17 protein-coding genes are annotated in these 17204 nt (G+C 67.3%); 12 read left to right on the top strand and 5 right to left on the bottom strand.

Annotated elements, in window-relative coordinates; all coding sequences use genetic code 11:
• The first annotated feature begins 1 nt into the window (after position 1).
• From AC52GN_RS07615 to AC52GN_RS07595, 5 genes are read left to right on the top strand one after another with little or no spacing between them, the layout of a single operon-like run.
• A complete protein-coding gene (locus AC52GN_RS07615) occupies positions 2-400 on the top strand; it encodes an SUF system Fe-S cluster assembly protein (RefSeq protein WP_338574881.1) in 399 nt (132 codons plus the stop codon).
• A gap of 10 nt (positions 401-410) precedes the next feature.
• Entirely contained in the window at positions 411-809 is a 399-nt protein-coding gene (locus AC52GN_RS07610) for a HesB/IscA family protein (RefSeq protein ID WP_291776127.1), read from the top strand.
• Position 810: 1 nt separating this feature from the next.
• Complete coding sequence (locus AC52GN_RS07605) at positions 811-1800, top strand: methionine ABC transporter ATP-binding protein (RefSeq protein ID WP_496528666.1); 990 nt, start codon at positions 811-813, stop codon at positions 1798-1800.
• The gene (locus AC52GN_RS07600; protein ID WP_024352729.1) at positions 1800-2456 is read left to right on the top strand and encodes a methionine ABC transporter permease; all 657 of its coding nucleotides are present in this window, start codon (positions 1800-1802) and stop codon (positions 2454-2456) included. The genes AC52GN_RS07605 and AC52GN_RS07600 overlap by 1 nt, the downstream gene beginning before the upstream one ends.
• Before the next feature lie 19 nt (positions 2457-2475).
• Positions 2476-3285: a MetQ/NlpA family ABC transporter substrate-binding protein gene (locus tag AC52GN_RS07595; RefSeq protein ID WP_496528665.1), complete on the top strand. Its 810-nt coding sequence runs from the start codon at positions 2476-2478 to the stop codon at positions 3283-3285.
• Here the strand turns inward: AC52GN_RS07595 and AC52GN_RS07590 are convergent.
• Both AC52GN_RS07590 and AC52GN_RS07585 read right to left on the bottom strand, forming a co-directional pair.
• Positions 3282-4079: a lysophospholipid acyltransferase family protein gene (locus tag AC52GN_RS07590; RefSeq protein WP_496528664.1), complete on the bottom strand. Its 798-nt coding sequence runs from the start codon at positions 4077-4079 to the stop codon at positions 3282-3284. The two genes, AC52GN_RS07595 and AC52GN_RS07590, sit on opposite strands and share 4 nt — an antisense overlap.
• Positions 4080-4157: 78 nt before the next feature.
• On the bottom strand, positions 4158-5300 hold the full coding sequence (locus AC52GN_RS07585) for a bifunctional 2-C-methyl-D-erythritol 4-phosphate cytidylyltransferase/2-C-methyl-D-erythritol 2,4-cyclodiphosphate synthase (protein WP_496528663.1): 1143 nt from the start codon (positions 5298-5300) through the stop codon (positions 4158-4160).
• 65 nt (positions 5301-5365) lie between these two features.
• Between AC52GN_RS07585 and dusB the strand changes: the two genes are divergently transcribed.
• The 7 genes from dusB (at position 5366) to AC52GN_RS07550 (ending at position 14250) form a co-directional block, all read left to right on the top strand.
• Positions 5366-6415, top strand: a complete 1050-nt coding sequence (gene dusB, locus AC52GN_RS07580; protein WP_496528662.1) for a tRNA dihydrouridine synthase DusB — start codon at positions 5366-5368, stop codon at positions 6413-6415.
• Positions 6415-8667 carry a sensor histidine kinase NtrY-like gene (locus tag AC52GN_RS07575; protein WP_496528661.1) on the top strand — a complete coding sequence of 751 codons (2253 nt, stop codon included), beginning with the start codon at positions 6415-6417 and terminating at the stop codon, positions 8665-8667. The genes dusB and AC52GN_RS07575 overlap by 1 nt, the downstream gene beginning before the upstream one ends.
• 10 nt (positions 8668-8677) lie before the next feature.
• Positions 8678-10084, top strand: a complete 1407-nt coding sequence (gene ntrX, locus AC52GN_RS07570) for a nitrogen assimilation response regulator NtrX (RefSeq protein ID WP_291775116.1) — start codon at positions 8678-8680, stop codon at positions 10082-10084.
• Positions 10084-10944: a D-amino-acid transaminase gene (locus AC52GN_RS07565; protein WP_346486920.1), complete on the top strand. Its 861-nt coding sequence runs from the start codon at positions 10084-10086 to the stop codon at positions 10942-10944. The genes ntrX and AC52GN_RS07565 overlap by 1 nt, the downstream gene beginning before the upstream one ends.
• A 110-nt stretch (positions 10945-11054) precedes the next feature.
• Positions 11055-11300, top strand: a complete 246-nt coding sequence (gene hfq / locus AC52GN_RS07560) for an RNA chaperone Hfq (protein WP_003164861.1) — start codon at positions 11055-11057, stop codon at positions 11298-11300.
• The gene (gene hflX, locus AC52GN_RS07555; protein ID WP_346486923.1) at positions 11301-12614 is read left to right on the top strand and encodes a GTPase HflX; all 1314 of its coding nucleotides are present in this window, start codon (positions 11301-11303) and stop codon (positions 12612-12614) included.
• 7 nt (positions 12615-12621) lie between these two features.
• Complete coding sequence (locus tag AC52GN_RS07550; protein ID WP_496528660.1) at positions 12622-14250, top strand: Na+/H+ antiporter; 1629 nt, start codon at positions 12622-12624, stop codon at positions 14248-14250.
• Here the strand turns inward: AC52GN_RS07550 and AC52GN_RS07545 are convergent.
• From AC52GN_RS07545 to AC52GN_RS07535, 3 genes are read right to left on the bottom strand one after another with little or no spacing between them, the layout of a single operon-like run.
• Positions 14247-14921, bottom strand: a complete 675-nt coding sequence (locus tag AC52GN_RS07545; protein ID WP_496528659.1) for an HAD family hydrolase — start codon at positions 14919-14921, stop codon at positions 14247-14249. The genes AC52GN_RS07550 and AC52GN_RS07545 overlap by 4 nt on opposite strands.
• Positions 14918-15706 (bottom strand): nucleoside triphosphate pyrophosphohydrolase, encoded by a 789-nt coding sequence (mazG, locus tag AC52GN_RS07540; protein WP_291775126.1) that lies wholly within the window; start codon positions 15704-15706, stop codon positions 14918-14920. The genes AC52GN_RS07545 and mazG overlap by 4 nt, the downstream gene beginning before the upstream one ends.
• On the bottom strand, positions 15707-17092 hold the full coding sequence (locus AC52GN_RS07535; RefSeq protein ID WP_496528658.1) for an MFS transporter: 1386 nt from the start codon (positions 17090-17092) through the stop codon (positions 15707-15709).
• Positions 17093-17204 lie beyond the last annotated feature (112 nt).

The raw sequence follows: 17204 nt of genomic DNA, 5'->3' as shown, positions 1-17204 counted from the left end.
TATGGACGCTAAGACCGACAACGCGATCAGCGACAGCGACGCCTTCGCCGCCAGCTGGGATGAGCCGCAGAAGAGCGCCCTGTCTCAGGCCGAGCTGGACAAGCTGACGGACGACCTGATCGAGGCGCTGAAGACGGTGTACGACCCGGAAATCCCGGTCGACATCTATGAGCTCGGCCTGATCTACAAGGTCGACGTGTCCGACGATCGCGACGTGCTGGTCGAGATGACGCTGACGGCGCCGGGCTGCCCGGTCGCCGGCGAAATGCCCGGCTGGGTCGAGACGGCGGTGTCCAAGGTCGAGGGCGTTCGCAGCGCCAGGGCCAATCTGGTGTTCGATCCGCCGTGGGACGCCTCCAAGATGAGCGACGAGGCCAAGTTGGCCCTGAACATGTTCTGACGAGGCCATGATGACCGAGCTTCAGACCACGACCCGACCCCGACGCCCCCGGCCCAAGGCGGTGACCCTGACGGACGCCGCCGCCGCGCGCGTGCGCGAAATCATGGACAACGCTGAAAAGGATTACGTCGGGCTACGCGTCGGCGTGAAAAACAGCGGCTGCGCCGGGCAGGAGTACACCTTCGCCTATGCCGAAGAAGCCCTGCCGCTGGACGAGGTGGTCGAGGACAAGGGCGTCACCATTCTGATCGAGCCCAAGGCAGTCCTGTTCCTGATCGGAACCGAGATCGACTATGAGGTGACGAAGCTGGCCTCCAAGTTCGTCTTCCGCAATCCGAACGAGACGGACGCCTGCGGTTGCGGCGAGAGCGTCACCATCATCCCCGCCGCTGCTCTGGACGCCGACTGACATGATCCGACTGGAGGGGGTGACCCGGCGCTATCGCAGCGCGGCGGGCGACCGCACGGCGCTGGACGCCGTCGATCTGCACGTCGCGCGTGGCGAGGTGTTCGGCGTGGTCGGGCGTTCGGGGGCGGGCAAGTCCACCCTGATCCGCGCCATCAACCGACTGGAGACGCCTGACGCGGGCAGGGTCTTCGTCGATGGGCAGGAGATCACCGCCCTAAACCCCGCCGACCTACGCGCTGCGCGTCGCGGCATCGGCATGATCTTCCAGCACTTCAACCTGCTGAACGCCAAGACGATCGAGGACAACGTCGCCTTTCCCCTGCGGCTGGAAGGGCGGCCGGAGGCGGAGGTGAAGGCGCGCACGGCGGAACTGCTTGCTCAACTGGGGCTGGCTGATCATGCCAAAAAGCACCCGGCCCAGTTGTCGGGCGGCCAGAAGCAGCGCGTCGGCATCGCCCGCGCCTTGGCCTGCGGCCCCAGCGTCCTGCTGTGCGACGAGGCGACCAGCGCCCTCGACCCTGAGACGACCGAGGACATCCTGACCCTGCTGGACGGGTTGAACCGCGACCTGGGCCTGACCATCGTCCTGATCACCCACCAGATGGAGGTGGTGCGCCGCGTCTGCGACCGGGTGGCGGTGCTGAAGGACGGCAGGATCGTGGAGCAGGGCGCGACGGCCGACGTCTTCCTGCATCCGCAGCACGCCGTGACCCGCGCCATGCTGGCCGAGGGCGAGGAGGCGGTCGACGCCTCGGTCGCGCCCGCCGGGGCGCGCATGGCCCGCCTGACCTTCCGCGGCCCTTCGACCTATGAGCCGGAATTGAGCCGCGTCGCGCGCACGGCGGGCGTGGACTATTCCATCCTGTCGGGTCGCATCAGCCGCATCCGGGGCGAGCCCTATGGCCAGATGACGGTGGCCTTCACCGGCGGAGACGCCGAGGCGGCCCTGGCGCAACTGGCCGCGCGCGGCGTCGTGGTGGAGGCGGTCTGATGTTCGCCAATGTGGATTGGGCCGATATCGGCAAGGCGACGATCGACACGCTGCTGATGCTGGGCGGATCGATGGTTCTGACCGTGATCCTGGGCGTGCCGCTGGGCGTGCTGCTGTATCTGTCGGGCAAGGGGCGGCTGGCGGCCAATCCGGTGCTGAACGCCGTTCTGTCCTTTGTGGTCAATGTGCTGCGCTCGGTGCCCTTCATCATCCTACTGATCGTCATGCTGCCGGTGACGGTGCTGCTGGTCGGCACCTCGCTGGGCGTGGCGGGCGCCATTCCGCCGCTGGTGGTCGGGGCCGCGCCCTTCTATGCGCGCCTGGTCGAGACGGCCCTGCGCGAGGTGGACAAGGGCGTGGTCGAGGCGACCCAGGCCATGGGCGGTTCGACCTTCCAGATCGTGACGCGGGCCCTGCTGCCCGAGGCTATGCCGGGCATCATCGCCGGCGCGACCGTCACCGCCATCGCCTTGGTCAGCTACACCGCCATGGCGGGCGTGGTGGGGGCGGGCGGTCTGGGCGACCTGGCCATCCGCTTCGGCTATCAGCGTTTCCAGACCGACGTCATGGCCGTGACCGTAGTTCTGCTGCTGATCCTCGTACAAATTCTGCAGATGATCGGCGACCGTCTGGTCGCTAAGGTCTCGCACCGCTGATTTTTCGAAAGCCCGCCTCATGATCCGCCGTTCGCTGCTGCTGTCCGCCGCCGCTGTTTTGACGCTCGCCGCTTGCGGTCAGGGCGCGGGCAAGAAGGCGGGTGGCGAGGGCGCGCCTCTGCTGGTCGGCGCCACCGCCGTGCCCCACGCTGAAATCCTGAAACAGGTGAAGCCGATTCTGGCCGCTGAAGGCGTGCCGATCGAGATCAAGGTCTTCAACGACTACGTTCAGCCTAACGTGCAACTGGCTGAAAAGCGCTTGGATGTGAACTACTTCCAGACCAAGCCCTATCTTGACGAGTTCAACACGGCGCGCGGCACGACCCTGATCACAGTCGCCGGCATCCACGTCGAGCCGCTCGGCCTCTATTCGCGCAAGCACAAGACCTTGGCCGAGTTGCCGAACGGCGCCCAGGTGGTGTTGCCCAACGACGCCTCCAACACCGGCCGCGCCCTGCTGCTGCTTCAGGCGGCGGGCCTGATCACCCTGAAAGACCCGCAGAATCCGCTGCAGACCGTTCGCGATATCGCCGCCAATCCGAAGGGCCTGAAGTTCCAGGAGGTCGAGGCCGCGACCATCCCGCGCATCCTGCCTCAGGTCGATGGGGCGGTGATCAACACCAACTATGCTCTCGACGCCGGGCTGAAACCCAAGACAGACGCCCTTCAGCTTGAAGGCGCCGACAGTCCCTATGTGAACTATCTGGTCGCGCGACCGGACAATCAGAATGACCCGCGAGTCCAGGCCCTGGCCAAGGCCCTGCGCGGCCAGGCGATCAAGGATTTCATCGCCTCCAAATACGAAGGCGCGGTGATCCCGGCGGCCTAGGCCGCGGCGCTGACCGCCTTGGCCGCTGCGGCGGCCTTGGCGCCTTCATCGTCGGAGGCGACGAGGACGGCGGGCGTGACCGGCTGTCCGGTCGCCTCGGCGATCAGTTCGGCTGTCCTGCCCTCCACGGCGGCTTCCAGGCGTTCCAGAAACTCGGCCTTGGGCAGCCCGGTCGGAATGGGCTCGAGGAATTCCAGCGTCGCCGTGCCGGGGTTCTTGTGGAACTCTTCCAATGGCCAGAACAGGCCCAGATTGGTCGCCAGCGGCACGACCGGCATGTCGAAGTCGCGATACATGTGCCAGACGCCCGAGCGGTAACGGAACTTCTCTCCGACCTTGGCCAGATGTCCTTCCGGATAGATCAGGATCTTGCGCCCTTCGCGATGGGCGTCGGCGGCGCGTTCCTTCAGGGCGGCGCGGGCGGCGTGGCCGCCGCAGTTGTTGACGACGATGGCGCCCAGCTTCTTGAGCACCGTTCCCAACAGGGGGAATTTCTCCAGATGGTCGCCGGTGACGAAGGCCACGTCGTCGAACTGGTCATAGGTGGCGAAGCCGTCGCCCCAGCTCTGGTGCTTTGAGGCGATGATGAAGGCGCCCTGCGGCAGGCGTTCCTTGCCGCGCGTCTCGATGCGGATGCCCGCGAACAGGCTCATGGCCTGCACCATGCGCCGGACATAGCGGCGGATGATCCAGCTTGTGGCCTTGCGGCCGGGCGCTAGGGCCGCAAAGGCGGCGGCCAGGCCGTAGGTGATGGAAAGCGCCCAATAGGCGATGTTGAAGAGCAGGCTTCGCATCAGGCGACTATGCCAGCCTGACATTCAGAGGCGAGCGTAAAGTGAAGCCTGGCGACGGAGGCCGCCTCGGTCCTGAATTCAGGCGGGCAGTTCGATCGAAACGGCGGCCTGGGCGGCCAGGCCCTCGCCACGGCCGGTGAAACCCAGGCCTTCGCTGGTCGTGGCTTTCACGCTGACGGCGTCCAGCGGCAGCTTCAACAGGGCCGCCAGCCGTTCACGCATGGCCTGGCGATGGGGCTTCACCTTGGGCTGTTCGCAGATCAGGGTCACATCGACATTGACGATGCGCCCGCCGCGCAGCGCCACCCGTTCGGCGGCATGAACCAGGAAGCGGTCCGATGACGCCCCCTTCCACTGAGGATCGCTGGGCGGAAAGTGGTCGCCGATGTCGCCGTCGGCGATGGCGCCGAGGATGGCGTCCGTCAGGGCGTGCAGTCCGGCATCGGCGTCCGAATGGCCGATCAGGGTCTGGTCATGCGGAATCTCGACCCCGCACAGCCAGACCGACGTGCCCGGTCCCCAACGATGAACGTCGAAACCCTGGCCGATGCGGATGGTGGTGCGAGCAGGGGACAGGGCCTCGGCCATGGCGAAATCCTCAGGATAGGTCAGTTTGGTCAGGCGCGCGTCGCCTGGGATCAGTCGGACGCGGCCGCCCGCGCGCTCGACCACGGCGGCCTCGTCGGTGGCGGCTTCATCGGCGGGCCACACGGCATAGGCGTCGCGGATGGTCTTGAGTCGAAAGGCCTGCGGCGTCTGGGCGCGCCACAGGTTCTCCCGATCGACGGCGCCGCTGACCATGCCCTCACGCCCTCGGCGCAAGCTGTCGGCGACAGGCAGGGCGGGCAGGACGCCGTCGGCGTCGACGAGACCCGTCAGCAGGCGCGCGATCACCTCGGCGCTCAGGAAGGGGCGGGCGGCGTCGTGGATCAGCACCGGCTCGTCGTCAGCGCCGCCCAGAGCCGCGAGGCCGGCGCACACTGACGCGGCGCGTGTCGCGCCGCCGAAAACCGCGCGCCATCCGTCCAGACCGGCCAGGGCCGCGTCGGCCTCTTCGCGGGCGTCAGCGGCGATCACGACGACGACTTCGCGCGCGCCGGCGTCCAGCAGCGCCTCGACCGACCAGCGCACGACCGGCTTGCCGGCCACCCTGCGCCACTGTTTGGCGCCGCCCGCCCGAGAACCCGAGCCGGCGGCCACGACGATCGCTGAGAATCCCATGCGGGTCTTCTAGGCGTCCCGGTTCCGCTTGACGAGAGGGGCCTTCTTCGGCGCTAAGGAGCCTCATGACGATCGGGTTGCAGATTGGCGATGTGAAGATCGCGGGGCGGGTGCTGATGGCGCCCATGACCGGGATCACGGATCTGCCGTTCCGTGTGCTGGCGTCAAGGCTGGGCGCCGCCTATGTGGCGACGGAGATGGTGGCCGCGGCCGAGCTGGCGCGCGCCCGTCCCGACGTGGTGCGCCGCGCCGCCGTAGGCGGGGGCCTGCCGCTGACAGTGATCCAGCTGGTCGGCGGCGATCCGGCCGCCATGGCCGAAGGCGCGCGCATGGCTGAGGCGGCGGGCGCCGACATCATTGACCTGAACTTCGGTTGTCCCGCCAAGGAAGTCACCGGCGCCGCCTGCGGCTCGGCCCTGATGCGCACGCCGGATCAGGCGGCGCGGATCATGGAGGCCGTCGTTCAGGCCGTCAGCCGCCCGGTCAGCGTGAAGATGCGGCTGGGCTGGGACGAGAACAGTCATAACGCCCCCGACCTGGCGCGCCGGGCCGAAGACCTGGGTGTCGCCGCCGTCACCGTGCATGGCCGCACCCGCAAGCAGTTCTACACCGGCGTCGCCGACTGGGATGCGGTGGCCGAGGTCAAGCAGGCGGTCGCCATACCCGTCATCGTCAATGGCGACATCATCACGGCCGAACAGGCGCGCGAGGCGCTGAGCCGATCCGGCGCCGACGCCCTGATGCTGGGGCGCGGGGTTTACGGGCGGCCGTGGCTGGCGGCGCATCTCGAGCGCGCCCTTGCGGACGGGACGCGCCTTCAAGAGCCGGATCGCGAAGAACGACTGGCGATCGTCATCGAGCATCTGCGAGCGTCGGTCGCCTTCTATGGCTTGCCGCTGGGTCTCAAGATGTTCCGCAAACATCTGGGCTGGTACATCGAGCAGGCCCCCTGGCCCGCCGATCCAGCCCAGCGTCGGGCCGCCAAGGCCAGGCTGTGCCGGCTGGAGGCGCCGGACGAGGTCGAAACGGCGCTGGCGACCTTGTGGCGAGATGTGACGTATTTGGGCAACTTCGCTGTTGAAAACGAGACACAGGTGTCCGAAGTTGCGGCGTAATGTCGGACACGCCCGTCGCCCCGGTTGAAGAACAGGTCTCAGAGCGCTCGCTCTGGGGGCGTCTCGCTGACGGTCGGGCGCGAGCCTTGTTCGGAACCGCCTATGTCGTCGCCTTCCTGGTCACGGCGGCGGCCATCTGGCTGGTGGCCATTGCGCCGGGAGCCGCCGCAGGCGGGGACGCCCGGACGGCGGCCAGTCGCGCGGTTCTCTATGTCCTTCTGGCCAATCTGGTCCTGATTGCAGGACTCGCGACGGTGATCGGCGGACGGGTGCTGCGCCTGACGCGCAATCGGAACGATCCGGGCGCACGTCTGCATCTGCGGTTCGTCACCCTATTCTCTCTCGTTTCGGTCGTGCCGGCGGTGCTGATCGCCCTGGTCTTCGGCCTGCTGGTCAACCGGGGGGTGGATCAGTGGTTCAGCACCAACGTCCGTTCAGCTGTCGAGAACGGGGCCGAGATCGGCCGCGCCTATGTCGCGGACGTGGGCGCCGGGCTTGAGGTGGACCTGGAGACGATGGCGACCGAGTTGGGCGGCGTCCGGGATCTGTTCGACAATCGGATCCAGTTCTCGCGGGCTCTGTCGCAGATCGGCGACTTCTTCGGCTACCCGGCCCTCTATATTCTGGATGAGCAGGGACGCGTCCTGGCCAGCGGCGAGCAACCGGGCGCGCCGCCCTATGTCGCCCCGCCGCGCGATGCCTTCGAGACGGTGGCGGGCGGCGAGGTGGCTCCGACGACGGTGACCGAGAACCCCGACATGGTGCGGGCGCTCTATCCGCTCCCGGATTACGGTCACGCCTATCTCTATGTCGTGCGGCCGCTGGCGCCGGGCCTGATCCAGCGAATGCGCAACGGCGAGGAGTCCATCACCGCCTATCGCGCCGCCGAGGAAAGCCGCGCTCGCATCCAGGGAGCCTTTGCGCTCAGCTATCTGGAAACGGCGCTGCTGGTGCTGGTCGGGGCGGTCTGGCTGGCCATGTCGGCCGCCAGTTCGATCTCGGCGCCGATCGGTCGGTTGGTGAGGGCGGCGGATCAGGTGGCGGGCGGCGACCTCGATGCGCGCGTCGATAACGACGGCGCGCCGTCCGAGATCATCGTCCTGTCCGAAGCGTTCAACCGGATGACCGAGGACATCAAGACCCAGCAGGCGGCGCTCAAGACCGCTTCGGACGAAGCCCAGGGACGCAGCCTCTTCATTGAAACGGTCCTGTCGGGCGTCAGCGCGGGCGTGATCGGCCTGGACCGCCAGCGACGGATTTCCGCCATCAACGACAGCGCCAGCCAGCTGCTGGGCCTCGATCCGGAACAGGTCCAGGGCCGGCGTCTGGCCGAGGTGGCGCCCGAACTGGGCGAACTGTCGGAACGGGGCGAAGCCCATATCGAGGAGGATATCGACGTCAGCCGCGACGGCGAGGCCCTGCGCCTGCGGGTTCGCATCGAGGGCGGGCAGGGCGGTGAGATGGTGCTCACCTTCGACGACATCACCCGCCTGGTCACGGCCCAGCGTAATGCGGCCTGGCGTGACGTGGCGCGCCGCATCGCCCATGAGATCAAGAACCCGCTGACGCCGATCCAGCTCTCGGCCGAGCGGCTGCGCCGCCGCTATCGCGAGCGGGTGGGCGATGATGTCGAGGTGTTCGATCGCTGCACCGAGACCATCATCCGTCAGGTGGGCGACATCGGCCGGATGGTGGACGAGTTCTCGTCCTTCGCCCGGATGCCGGCTCCGCGCTTTTCAATGGAGAATCCTGCGGAAATGCTGCGCGAGGCGGTCTTCGCCCAACGTGTGGCCATGCCCGACATCGGCGTGGATCTGATCGAACCTCTCCCGGAGGTCGTGCTTCAGTGCGACGGTCGCATGGTCGGTCAGGCCCTGGCTAACATTCTGAAGAACGCGGGCGAGGCCGTAGGCGCCAAACGTGCGCTCGAGCCGGTCGCCGAAGGGACGCTGGGCGTTATCGCCCGGCTGGATGTCGAAGACGGACGCGCCGTCTTCGTGATTGAGGACGACGGCGTCGGCCTGCCGGCCAAGGATCGCGACCGGCTGACCGAACCCTATGTAACCACGCGCGAGAAGGGCACGGGCCTCGGCCTGGCCATCGTCAAGCGCATTTGTGAGGACCACGGCGGCGAGCTGCGGCTGGCTGACGCGGAGACATTGTCGGGCGCGCGCGTATGCCTGATCTTCCCCCTGACCCAGGACCACAAGTCCGCCCATCGCGCCTCTGGCGTGGCGGCTGCGGCGAGTTAAGCGAGGCGTCATGCGTAATACGGGTGCTGATATTCTGGTCGTCGACGACGAGGCCGACATCCGCGAACTGGTGTCCGGTCTGCTGGAGGACGAGGGCCATTCGGTCCGCACGGCCGCCAATTCGGACGAGGCGCTGGCCGCCATCCGCGCGCGCAAGCCTTCCCTGGCCGTACTCGACATCTGGATGCAGGGCGGCGGGCTGGACGGGCTGGAACTGCTCGATGTCGTGCGCGAGCTGGATGAGGACCTGCCGGTCGTCATGATCTCGGGCCACGGCAACATCGAAACGGCGGTCAGCGCGCTGAAGCGCGGCGCCTATGATTTCATCGAGAAGCCGTTCAAGTCCGACCGCCTGGTCGTGGTGGTGGAGCGGGCCCTGGAAGCGGCCGCGCTGAAACGCGAGAACCGGCGCCTGCGCGCCCAGACGCTGACTCCTACCGGACTGATCGGCAAGTCGGTCGCCGCCCAGGTGCTGCGCACCACCATCGCCAAGGTGGCGCCGGCCAACAGCCGCGTCCTGATCTCGGGCCCTCCTGGTTCGGGCAAGGAACTGGTGGCCCGGCAGATTCACGAAGCCAGCCCCCGGGCCAAGGCGGAGTTTGTCGCCATCTCGGCCGCCGGCATGACGCCCGAGCGCCTGGACGTCGAACTGTTCGGCGAGGAGGGCGGCGACGGCCGCCCGCGCAAGATCGGCGTCTTCGAGCGGGCTCATAACGGCACTCTCTACCTGGACGACGTGGCCGACATGCCCCGCGAAAGCCAGAGCCGCATCCTGCGCGTTCTGGTCGAACAGAGCTTCCGCCGCGTCGGCGGCGAGCAGGACGTGCAGGTGGACGTGCGCGTCGTCACCTCCACCGCCCGCGACCTGCGCACCGAGATCGCCGAGGGGCGTTTCCGCGAGGACCTGTTCCACCGGCTGAACGTCGTGCCGATCCGCGTGCCGCCGCTGTCGGAGCGACGCGAGGACATCGCCGAACTGGTCGAGTATTTCGTCGACAATCTGTCGGCCTCCCAGGGCCTGCCGCATCGTCGCATCGCCGACGACGCCCTGGCCGTGCTGCAGGTTCATCCGTGGCCGGGCAATGTCCGCCAGTTGCGCAACAACATCGAACGTTTGCTGATCCTGGCCACCGGCGGGCCGGACGAACCCATCACCGCCGATATGCTGCCGCAGGAGGTGGCTTCATCCGCCAGCCCGGCCTCGCTCAGCGCGGACCGCATCATCGCCCTGCCGTTGCGTGAGGCGCGCGAGGTGTTCGAACGGGAATATCTGTCGGCCCAGATCATGCGGTTCGGCGGAAATATCTCGCGCACGGCCGCTTTCATCGGCATGGAGAGATCTGCGCTGCATCGCAAGCTTAAGTCGCTGGGCGTATCGCCTGCACGCGGCGGAGACGAGGAAGGAGAAGGCGCCTGATGTCCAGGGTCGCCTATGTGAACGGCGTCTATCAGCCGCACGGCCAGGCCGTGGTCCATATCGAGGATCGCGGGTTCCAGTTCGCTGACGGCGTCTATGAGGTCTGGTCGGTCTTCGACGGCAGGCTGGCCGATTATCAGGGGCACCTGAGCCGGCTGGCTCGCAGCCTGACCGAGCTGCGGATCGACATTCCCATGTCGGCCGAGTCGCTGGGCATCGTCCTGCGCGAGACGATCCGCCGGAACCGGGTGCGCAACGGCATCGTCTATATCCAGATCACGCGCGGCACGGCGCCCCGCGATCACGCCTTCCCGACGGACGTGGCGCCCAGCGTCATCATCACCGCCAAGTCGATCGACCTAAGGAAGGGCGAAGCTCTGGCCGCCAGGGGCGCGGCCGGCGTCACCCACCCCGACATGCGCTGGGGCCGCTGCGACATCAAGACGGTCGGCCTTCTGCCCAACGCCCTGGCCAAGCAGGCGGCGCGTGAACGTGGCGCTTACGAAGCCATCCTGTTCGATGAAATGGGCATGGTGACCGAAGGCTCCTCGACCAACGCCTGGATCATCGACGAGAACGGCAAGCTGCGGACCCGCGACACCCAGGCCAACATCCTTCGCGGCATCACCCGCGCGGCGATCCTCAAGCTGGTCGAGGCGGAAGGTATCGAGTTGGAAGAGCGCGCCTTCAGCGTCGAGGAGGCCAAGCGCGCGCGCGAAGTCTTCGTCACGGCGGCCAGTTCCTTTGTCATGCCGATCGTTTCGCTGGACGGAACCCGCATCGGCGACGGCAAGCCGGGCCCGGTTGCGACCCGTCTGCGCGAGATTTATCTGGAACAGGCGCGTCGCGAAGCCATTTAAGGCGTTGCCGCACCGGCGGGGGCTTGGCTAAGGTCGTGGATGCGGGCGATGTTCCGCCTCGCGGCCATTCCGCCGCTGATGAAAAAGACCAAGAACAGGATCAACCTGCCATGTCGCAAGACAAACGACAGAACCTCCAGGACACCTTCCTGAACAGCGTCCGCAAGACGAAGACGCCGCTGACCATCTTCCTGGTGAACGGCGTCAAGCTTCAGGGCATCGTCACCTGGTTCGACAACTTCTGTGTGCTGCTGCGTCGCGATGGCCAATCGCAGCTGGTCTACAAGCACGCCATCTCGACCATCATGCCGTCCGCGCCCGTGCAACTGTACGAGCCCGACGCCGAAGAAGACTGATTGACCTCCAAACTCATTGACCACGCCGTCCCGCTGATCCGGGCCGTCGTCATCCATCCTGACCGTCGTGGCGACAATGCGCGCCATGCGTCTGAACGCCTGGAAGAAGCCGTGGGCCTGGCCCAGGCGCTGGACCTTGACGTGCGGGCGCAGGAAATCGTGCGCCTGCGCTCCGTCACGCCCGCCACCCTGATCGGTCGAGGCAAGCTGGAAGAGATTTCGGCCCTGATCCTGGCCGCCGACGCCGAGGCGGTCGTCATCGACGACCAACTGACCCCGGTGCAGCAGCGCAACCTGGAGCGTTTCTGGGACATCAAGGTCATCGATCGCACCGGTCTGATCCTCGAGATCTTCGGCCGCCGCGCTCGCACGCGCGAAGGCCGGCTGCAGGTCGAGCTGGCGCGGCTTGAGTACGAACGCTCGCGCCTCGTCCGCACCTGGACCCACCTGGAACGCCAGCGCGGCGGGACGGGCGGCACGGGCGGCCCCGGCGAAACCCAGATCGAGTTGGACCGGCGCATGATCGCCGACCGCATCGTGCGGCTGAAGGCCGAGCTGGAAGAGGTGCGCCGCACGCGCGGCCTGCACCGCAAGGCGCGTCGACAGGTTCCGTTCCCGTCGGTCGCCCTGGTCGGCTACACCAATGCGGGCAAGTCGACGCTGTTCAATCGGCTGACCGGGTCGGAGGTGCTGGCCAAGGATCTGCTGTTCGCCACGCTGGACACGACACAACGCACCATTCGTCTGCCCCAGGGGCGGCCGGCCATCATCGCCGACACCGTGGGCTTCGTCTCCGACCTGCCGCACGAACTGGTGGAGAGCTTCCGCGCCACCCTGGAGGAAGTCGGCGAGGCGGACCTGATCCTGCATGTGCGCGACATCGCCTCGCCCGACAGCGCGGCCCAGGCCAAGGACGTCGAGGCGGTGCTGGAGCAGATTCCAACGCCCGAGGGCAAGACGCGCCGCATCCTCGAAGTCTGGAACAAGATCGACCTGTTGGAGCCGGAAACCCGCGAATCCATCGTCGGTCAGGCCGAGCGTCTGGCGCGCGACGGTCAGGCTGTCGCCGTGTCCGCGTGGACGGGCGAGGGGATCGAGACCCTGCGCGAGACCATCGCCGGTCTGATCGACGACGATCCGGAGACTCATCTGACGGTCGAGCCGCATCGCGGCGACCTGCTGGCGTGGCTGTACGCCAACGGCCGTGTGACGGGGCGCGAGACGGATGATGACGGCCGGGTCCATCTGACGGTCCGACTGCATCCCGCCGCGCTGGGGCGACTTGAACGGCTGTATCCGGACGTGATCGACTGATCCTGTCATGCACCTGATCGAGACCATCCTCTTCCTGTTGCTGGCCGTGGTGCTGTCAGGGTGGTTGGCTCGGATCACGCGCATCGCCCTGCCGCTGGTGCAGATCGCGCTTGGGGCGGGGGTGGTGCTGATCACCGGCGAGTCGGTCGATCTGAAGCCGGATATCTTCTTCCTGCTGTTCCTGCCGCCCCTGCTGTTCGTGGACGGCTGGCGTATCCCCAAGGAGGCGCTGTTCCGGGACAGGGTGGTGATCTTGGAGCTGGCTCTGGGACTGGTGGTCTTCACCGTCCTGGGGCTGGGTTTCCTGATCCATTGGCTGATCCCGGCCATGCCGCTGGCCGTGGCCTTCGCCCTGGCGGCCATCCTGTCGCCGACCGACCCGATCGCCGTCCAGGCCATCGCCGGGCGGGCGCCGATCCCGAAGCGGCTGATGCACATACTGGAGGGCGAGTCGCTGCTGAACGACGCCAGCGGCCTGACCTGCATGCGGATCGCCGTGCTGGCGGCGACGACCGGCGCCTTTTCCCTGAGCAGCGCTTTTGGAACCTTCGCCTGGCTGGCCTTGGTCGGCGTGGCCGTCGGCATCGTCGTGACCCTCGCCATCGGCCTGGTGAAGGCCTTCATCAGCCGCCGCTGGGGCGAGGACGTCGGCGGGCAGATCCTGATCAGTCTGCTGATGCCCTTCGCGGCCTATCTGGCGGCGGAAGCCATCCACGCCTCGGGCATTCTGGCGGCGGTGGCGGCGGGCGTGACGATGAGTTTCACCGAGCGTCAGGGCTCGGCCCTGGCTGCGACCCGCATTCGGCGCGCCGTGGTGTGGGACACGGTGCAGTTCGTCGCCAACGGCCTGATCTTCGTCATCCTGGGCGAGCAGATGCCGTCCATCATGGCGCGTGCGGCCGAGGTGATCCGTTCCACCGATCATGACGAGATCTGGTGGTTGGCCGTCTATGTCTTCGCCATCGTCGCGGCCCTGGCGGCCTTGCGTTTCGTCTGGGTGTGGACGTCGCTGAAGCTGACTCTGTTCCGTCGAAAGGGCCGCAGCGCCCCGCCCAAGGTCGGGCTGCGGTTGGTGGCCGTCATGTCGCTGGCGGGGGTGCGCGGGGCGATCACCCTGGCGGGCATTCTGACGCTGCCCTTCTACCTGAGCGACGGTTCGCCCATGCCGGCGCGGAACCTGGCCATCTTCCTGGCGGCGGGAGTGATCATCGTCTCCCTGGTGCTGGCCACGATCGCCCTGCCTCGTCTTTTGAGGGGCGTGCAGCTTCCGCCGGAGGATGACCATCAGGCCGAGGAGAACCGATCCCGCGTAGCCGCCGCTTGGGCCGCAATCCGAGCCATTGAGGACGCTCAGCACGCCATGGCCGAGGGCAAGGTCGATCCCGACTTCTATGCCGAAACCGCCACGCGAGTGATGGAGGTCTATCGCCACCGCATCGACATGCGCGCCAGCATGGAGGAGGACGCCGTGGTCCAGGCGCGCCGCGCCGATGACATCGAGCGCCGCCTGCGCCTGACCGGCCTTGCGGCGGAGCGTGAGGAACTGGTGCGCCTCGGCCGCCAGAGACTGATCGACGAAGAGACGGCGCGCAAGCTGATCCGCGAGATCGACCTGCAGGAATTGCGCTACGTCTAGGCCGTCTCGGCGATCCAGCCTGCCAGGTCGGCGTAGCTGTCGAACACCTGGTGCGCGCCGGCCTGTTTCAGGCGTTGAGGGTGATCGCCGCGGACATGGCCGCCCGCGCACAGGCCGACGATTGTCATGCCCGCCGCCACACCCGCCAGCACGCCGGTCGGACTGTCCTCGATCACCAGGGTGCGCTCCGGCGCGGCCTTCATCGCCTCGGCGGCGTAGAGGAACAGGTCGGGATGCGGCTTGCCCCGGCTGACATGAACGGCGGCGCTGAAGATCGGGCCGCCGAAGACGTCATGAGCCCCGAAATGGCGCAGACCCAGCTCGATCCAGTCGGGCGGACTGGAGGAGGCGACGCAACGCGGCTCCTCGCGTCCCGTCAGGAAGGCGTCGAACCCCGCGACGGACGTCAGGTCGCGCCGGGCGCGATCGTGACAGCGCCGCGTCCATTCGTCTTGCAGGCCAGGCGGGCAAGGCGCGCCCAGTCGTTCCGAAATAAGCGCCTCGCAGTCCAGCCAGCGCTTGCCCAGATAGGTCGCCAGGGCGTCGTCCAGCGTGGTCGGCAAGCCGATTTCGCTGAGCAGTTCGGCCATGACCGCATTGTTCAGCAGTTCGCTGTCGGCGATGACCCCGTCGTAGTCGAAGATGATGAGGTCGAACGGACTTCGGTTCACGCCCGCTCGGCGGCCTTGGCGGCGTCCCACAGGGCGTCCATTTCGGACAAGTCGGACTGCTCCGGCGTGCGGCCGTCTTTCTTCAGTTCGGCCTCGATGAACTCGAAACGACGAACGAATTTGGCGTTGGCGGCGCGCAGGGCGTCTTCCGGCTCGACCTCCAGCTTGCGGGCCAGATTGGCGACGACGAACAGCAGGTCGCCCAATTCCTCGCGGGCCTTCTCCTTGTCGCCGGCGGCGATCTCGACGCGCAGTTCCTGAACCTCTTCGGCCAGTTTGTCGAAGACTTCGTCGGTGGAGGGCCAGTCGAATCCGACACGCCCCGCGCGCTTGGTCAGTTTGGCCGCGCGGGTGAGGGCAGGCAGGCCGACCGGCACGTCGTCCAGCACGCCGTGCTGTTCCTTGGCCTTGCGCTCGGCGGCCTTGATGTCTTCCCAGCGGTCCTTCTGGGCCGGGCCGGTGGCCTTGGCGGCTTCGTCGCCGAAGACGTGCGGATGGCGGCGAACCAGCTTGTCAGCCATGGCCTCGGCCACGTCTTCCAGCTGGAAATGCCCTGCTTCCTCAGCCATGCGCGAGTGGAAGACGACCTGGAACAGCAGGTCGCCCAGTTCCACCCTCAGTTCGTCCATGTCGCCGCGCTCGATGGCGTCGGCGACCTCATAGGCCTCCTCGATCGTATAGGGAGCGACGGTCTGGAAGGTCTGCTCCACGTCCCAGGGACAGCCGCCGTTCGGATCGCGCAGGCGAACCATGATGTCTTTCAGGCGGTCGACGGGGTGAGTCATTCAGGCGTGTCCGGCGTCTCTTTGCGCCAGGGCGGCGCGGATTTCATCGTGCCTGCGTGCGGTCAGGGGATAGCCCTTCAGCACCCAGGCCGTGGCCGCCAATAGCAGGCCCGGCACGGCGATGAACAGGATCTGCAGGATCAACAGCGAGAAGTCGCTATTCCCCTCCGGCCCCGGCAGCGCCTTGAACCCCACCAGCGGCAGGATAGCGTAAGGCAGCAGGGCGAAGACGTGACCCATCTTGGTCGTGGCCGACAGGATGGAGAACATCAGGCCGGTGCGATCCACGCCGGTTTCCAGCCGCACCTCGTCGCCCGCATCCGCCATCATGGCGCGCAGCAGGAACAGGCCCGCGGCATAGGGCAGGCCGGCGATGAACATCGCGACCGCTGTCAGGGCGAAGTTCCCGCCGGGGACCAGGGTGGCGCCGACGTAGAAGACGGCGAAGATCAGGCTGGCGACCGCCAGGGCGCGATCCTTGCCGATCCTCGTCGCCAGCCAGGCCCAGACGGGCGCCCCGACCAGGCCGGCCATGAAGTAGATCAGCATGAACAGCGACGCCTGGGTGTGGTCGTAGCCCTTGATCTGGCCGAAGAAGAAGAACAGCAGCGACCCCGTAATGCCCGGCGCGATGCCCAGCAGCAGGTCCGCGATCAGCAGCTTGCGCACCGTCTTCATCCTGAACAGGGCCAGATAGGCGCGCGGTCCGCCGTGCGGCGCGGCGCCCGCATTGACGGGCTCGGGCACGGCGACCATGGCCAGGCCGATGGTGAGGGGCAGGGCGATGATGATGGCCCAGCCCATGATGCGCACCCCGTCGACGTAGTTCCCCAGGCCCGTCTTCACCACGATGGTCGGCAGGATCAGGATCAGGATCACGCCGATGATGTTGAACACCTGCCACCAGCCATAGACGCGGCTGCGCTGGTCATACTGCGGCGCCAGCACGGCGGCCCAGCCCAACTGCCCCAGCGTTCCCATTGAGAAGCCGAGGTAGAGCACCAGCAGCCAGGCGAACAGATAGATCGGCCCGGCGCCCGGCTGGACCCTCACGAACATCATCAGCGCCGCCAGCATCAGGATCGGCGTCGCCACCGCCATCCACGGGCGATAGCGGCCCAGGCGCGTGCGCGTCCGGTCCATGCCCCAGCCGATGAAGGGATCGAACAGGATGTCGATCAGCCGCACCGCCATGAAGACGGCGGCCACCATGCCCATCTCTATGCCGACGTGGGTGGCGTAGAATTCCGGCAAGGTGACGGGCAGGGCCACGCCGAAAGCCGCCAGCGGCAGGCAGGGGCCTGAGAAGGCGGCCAGGATGGCGTTGGAACGGCGCGGCGCGTCGGGCGCGGCGAGAGCGGACGAAGGCGCTGCGGTTGCGGTCATGCGGTCACGGCCTGTTCGCGGCGCGAGTCGGCCGCAACGGTCACCATGCAGGTTTTCGGCGCAGGCGCGAAGACCGCGGAGGGCTTGCGGCGACTCTCAACCTGAGGCCTGC

The sequence above is a fragment of the Brevundimonas sp. SS2672 genome (assembly GCF_059579685.1).
This window is presented reverse-complemented; position numbering and strand designations above follow the sequence as displayed.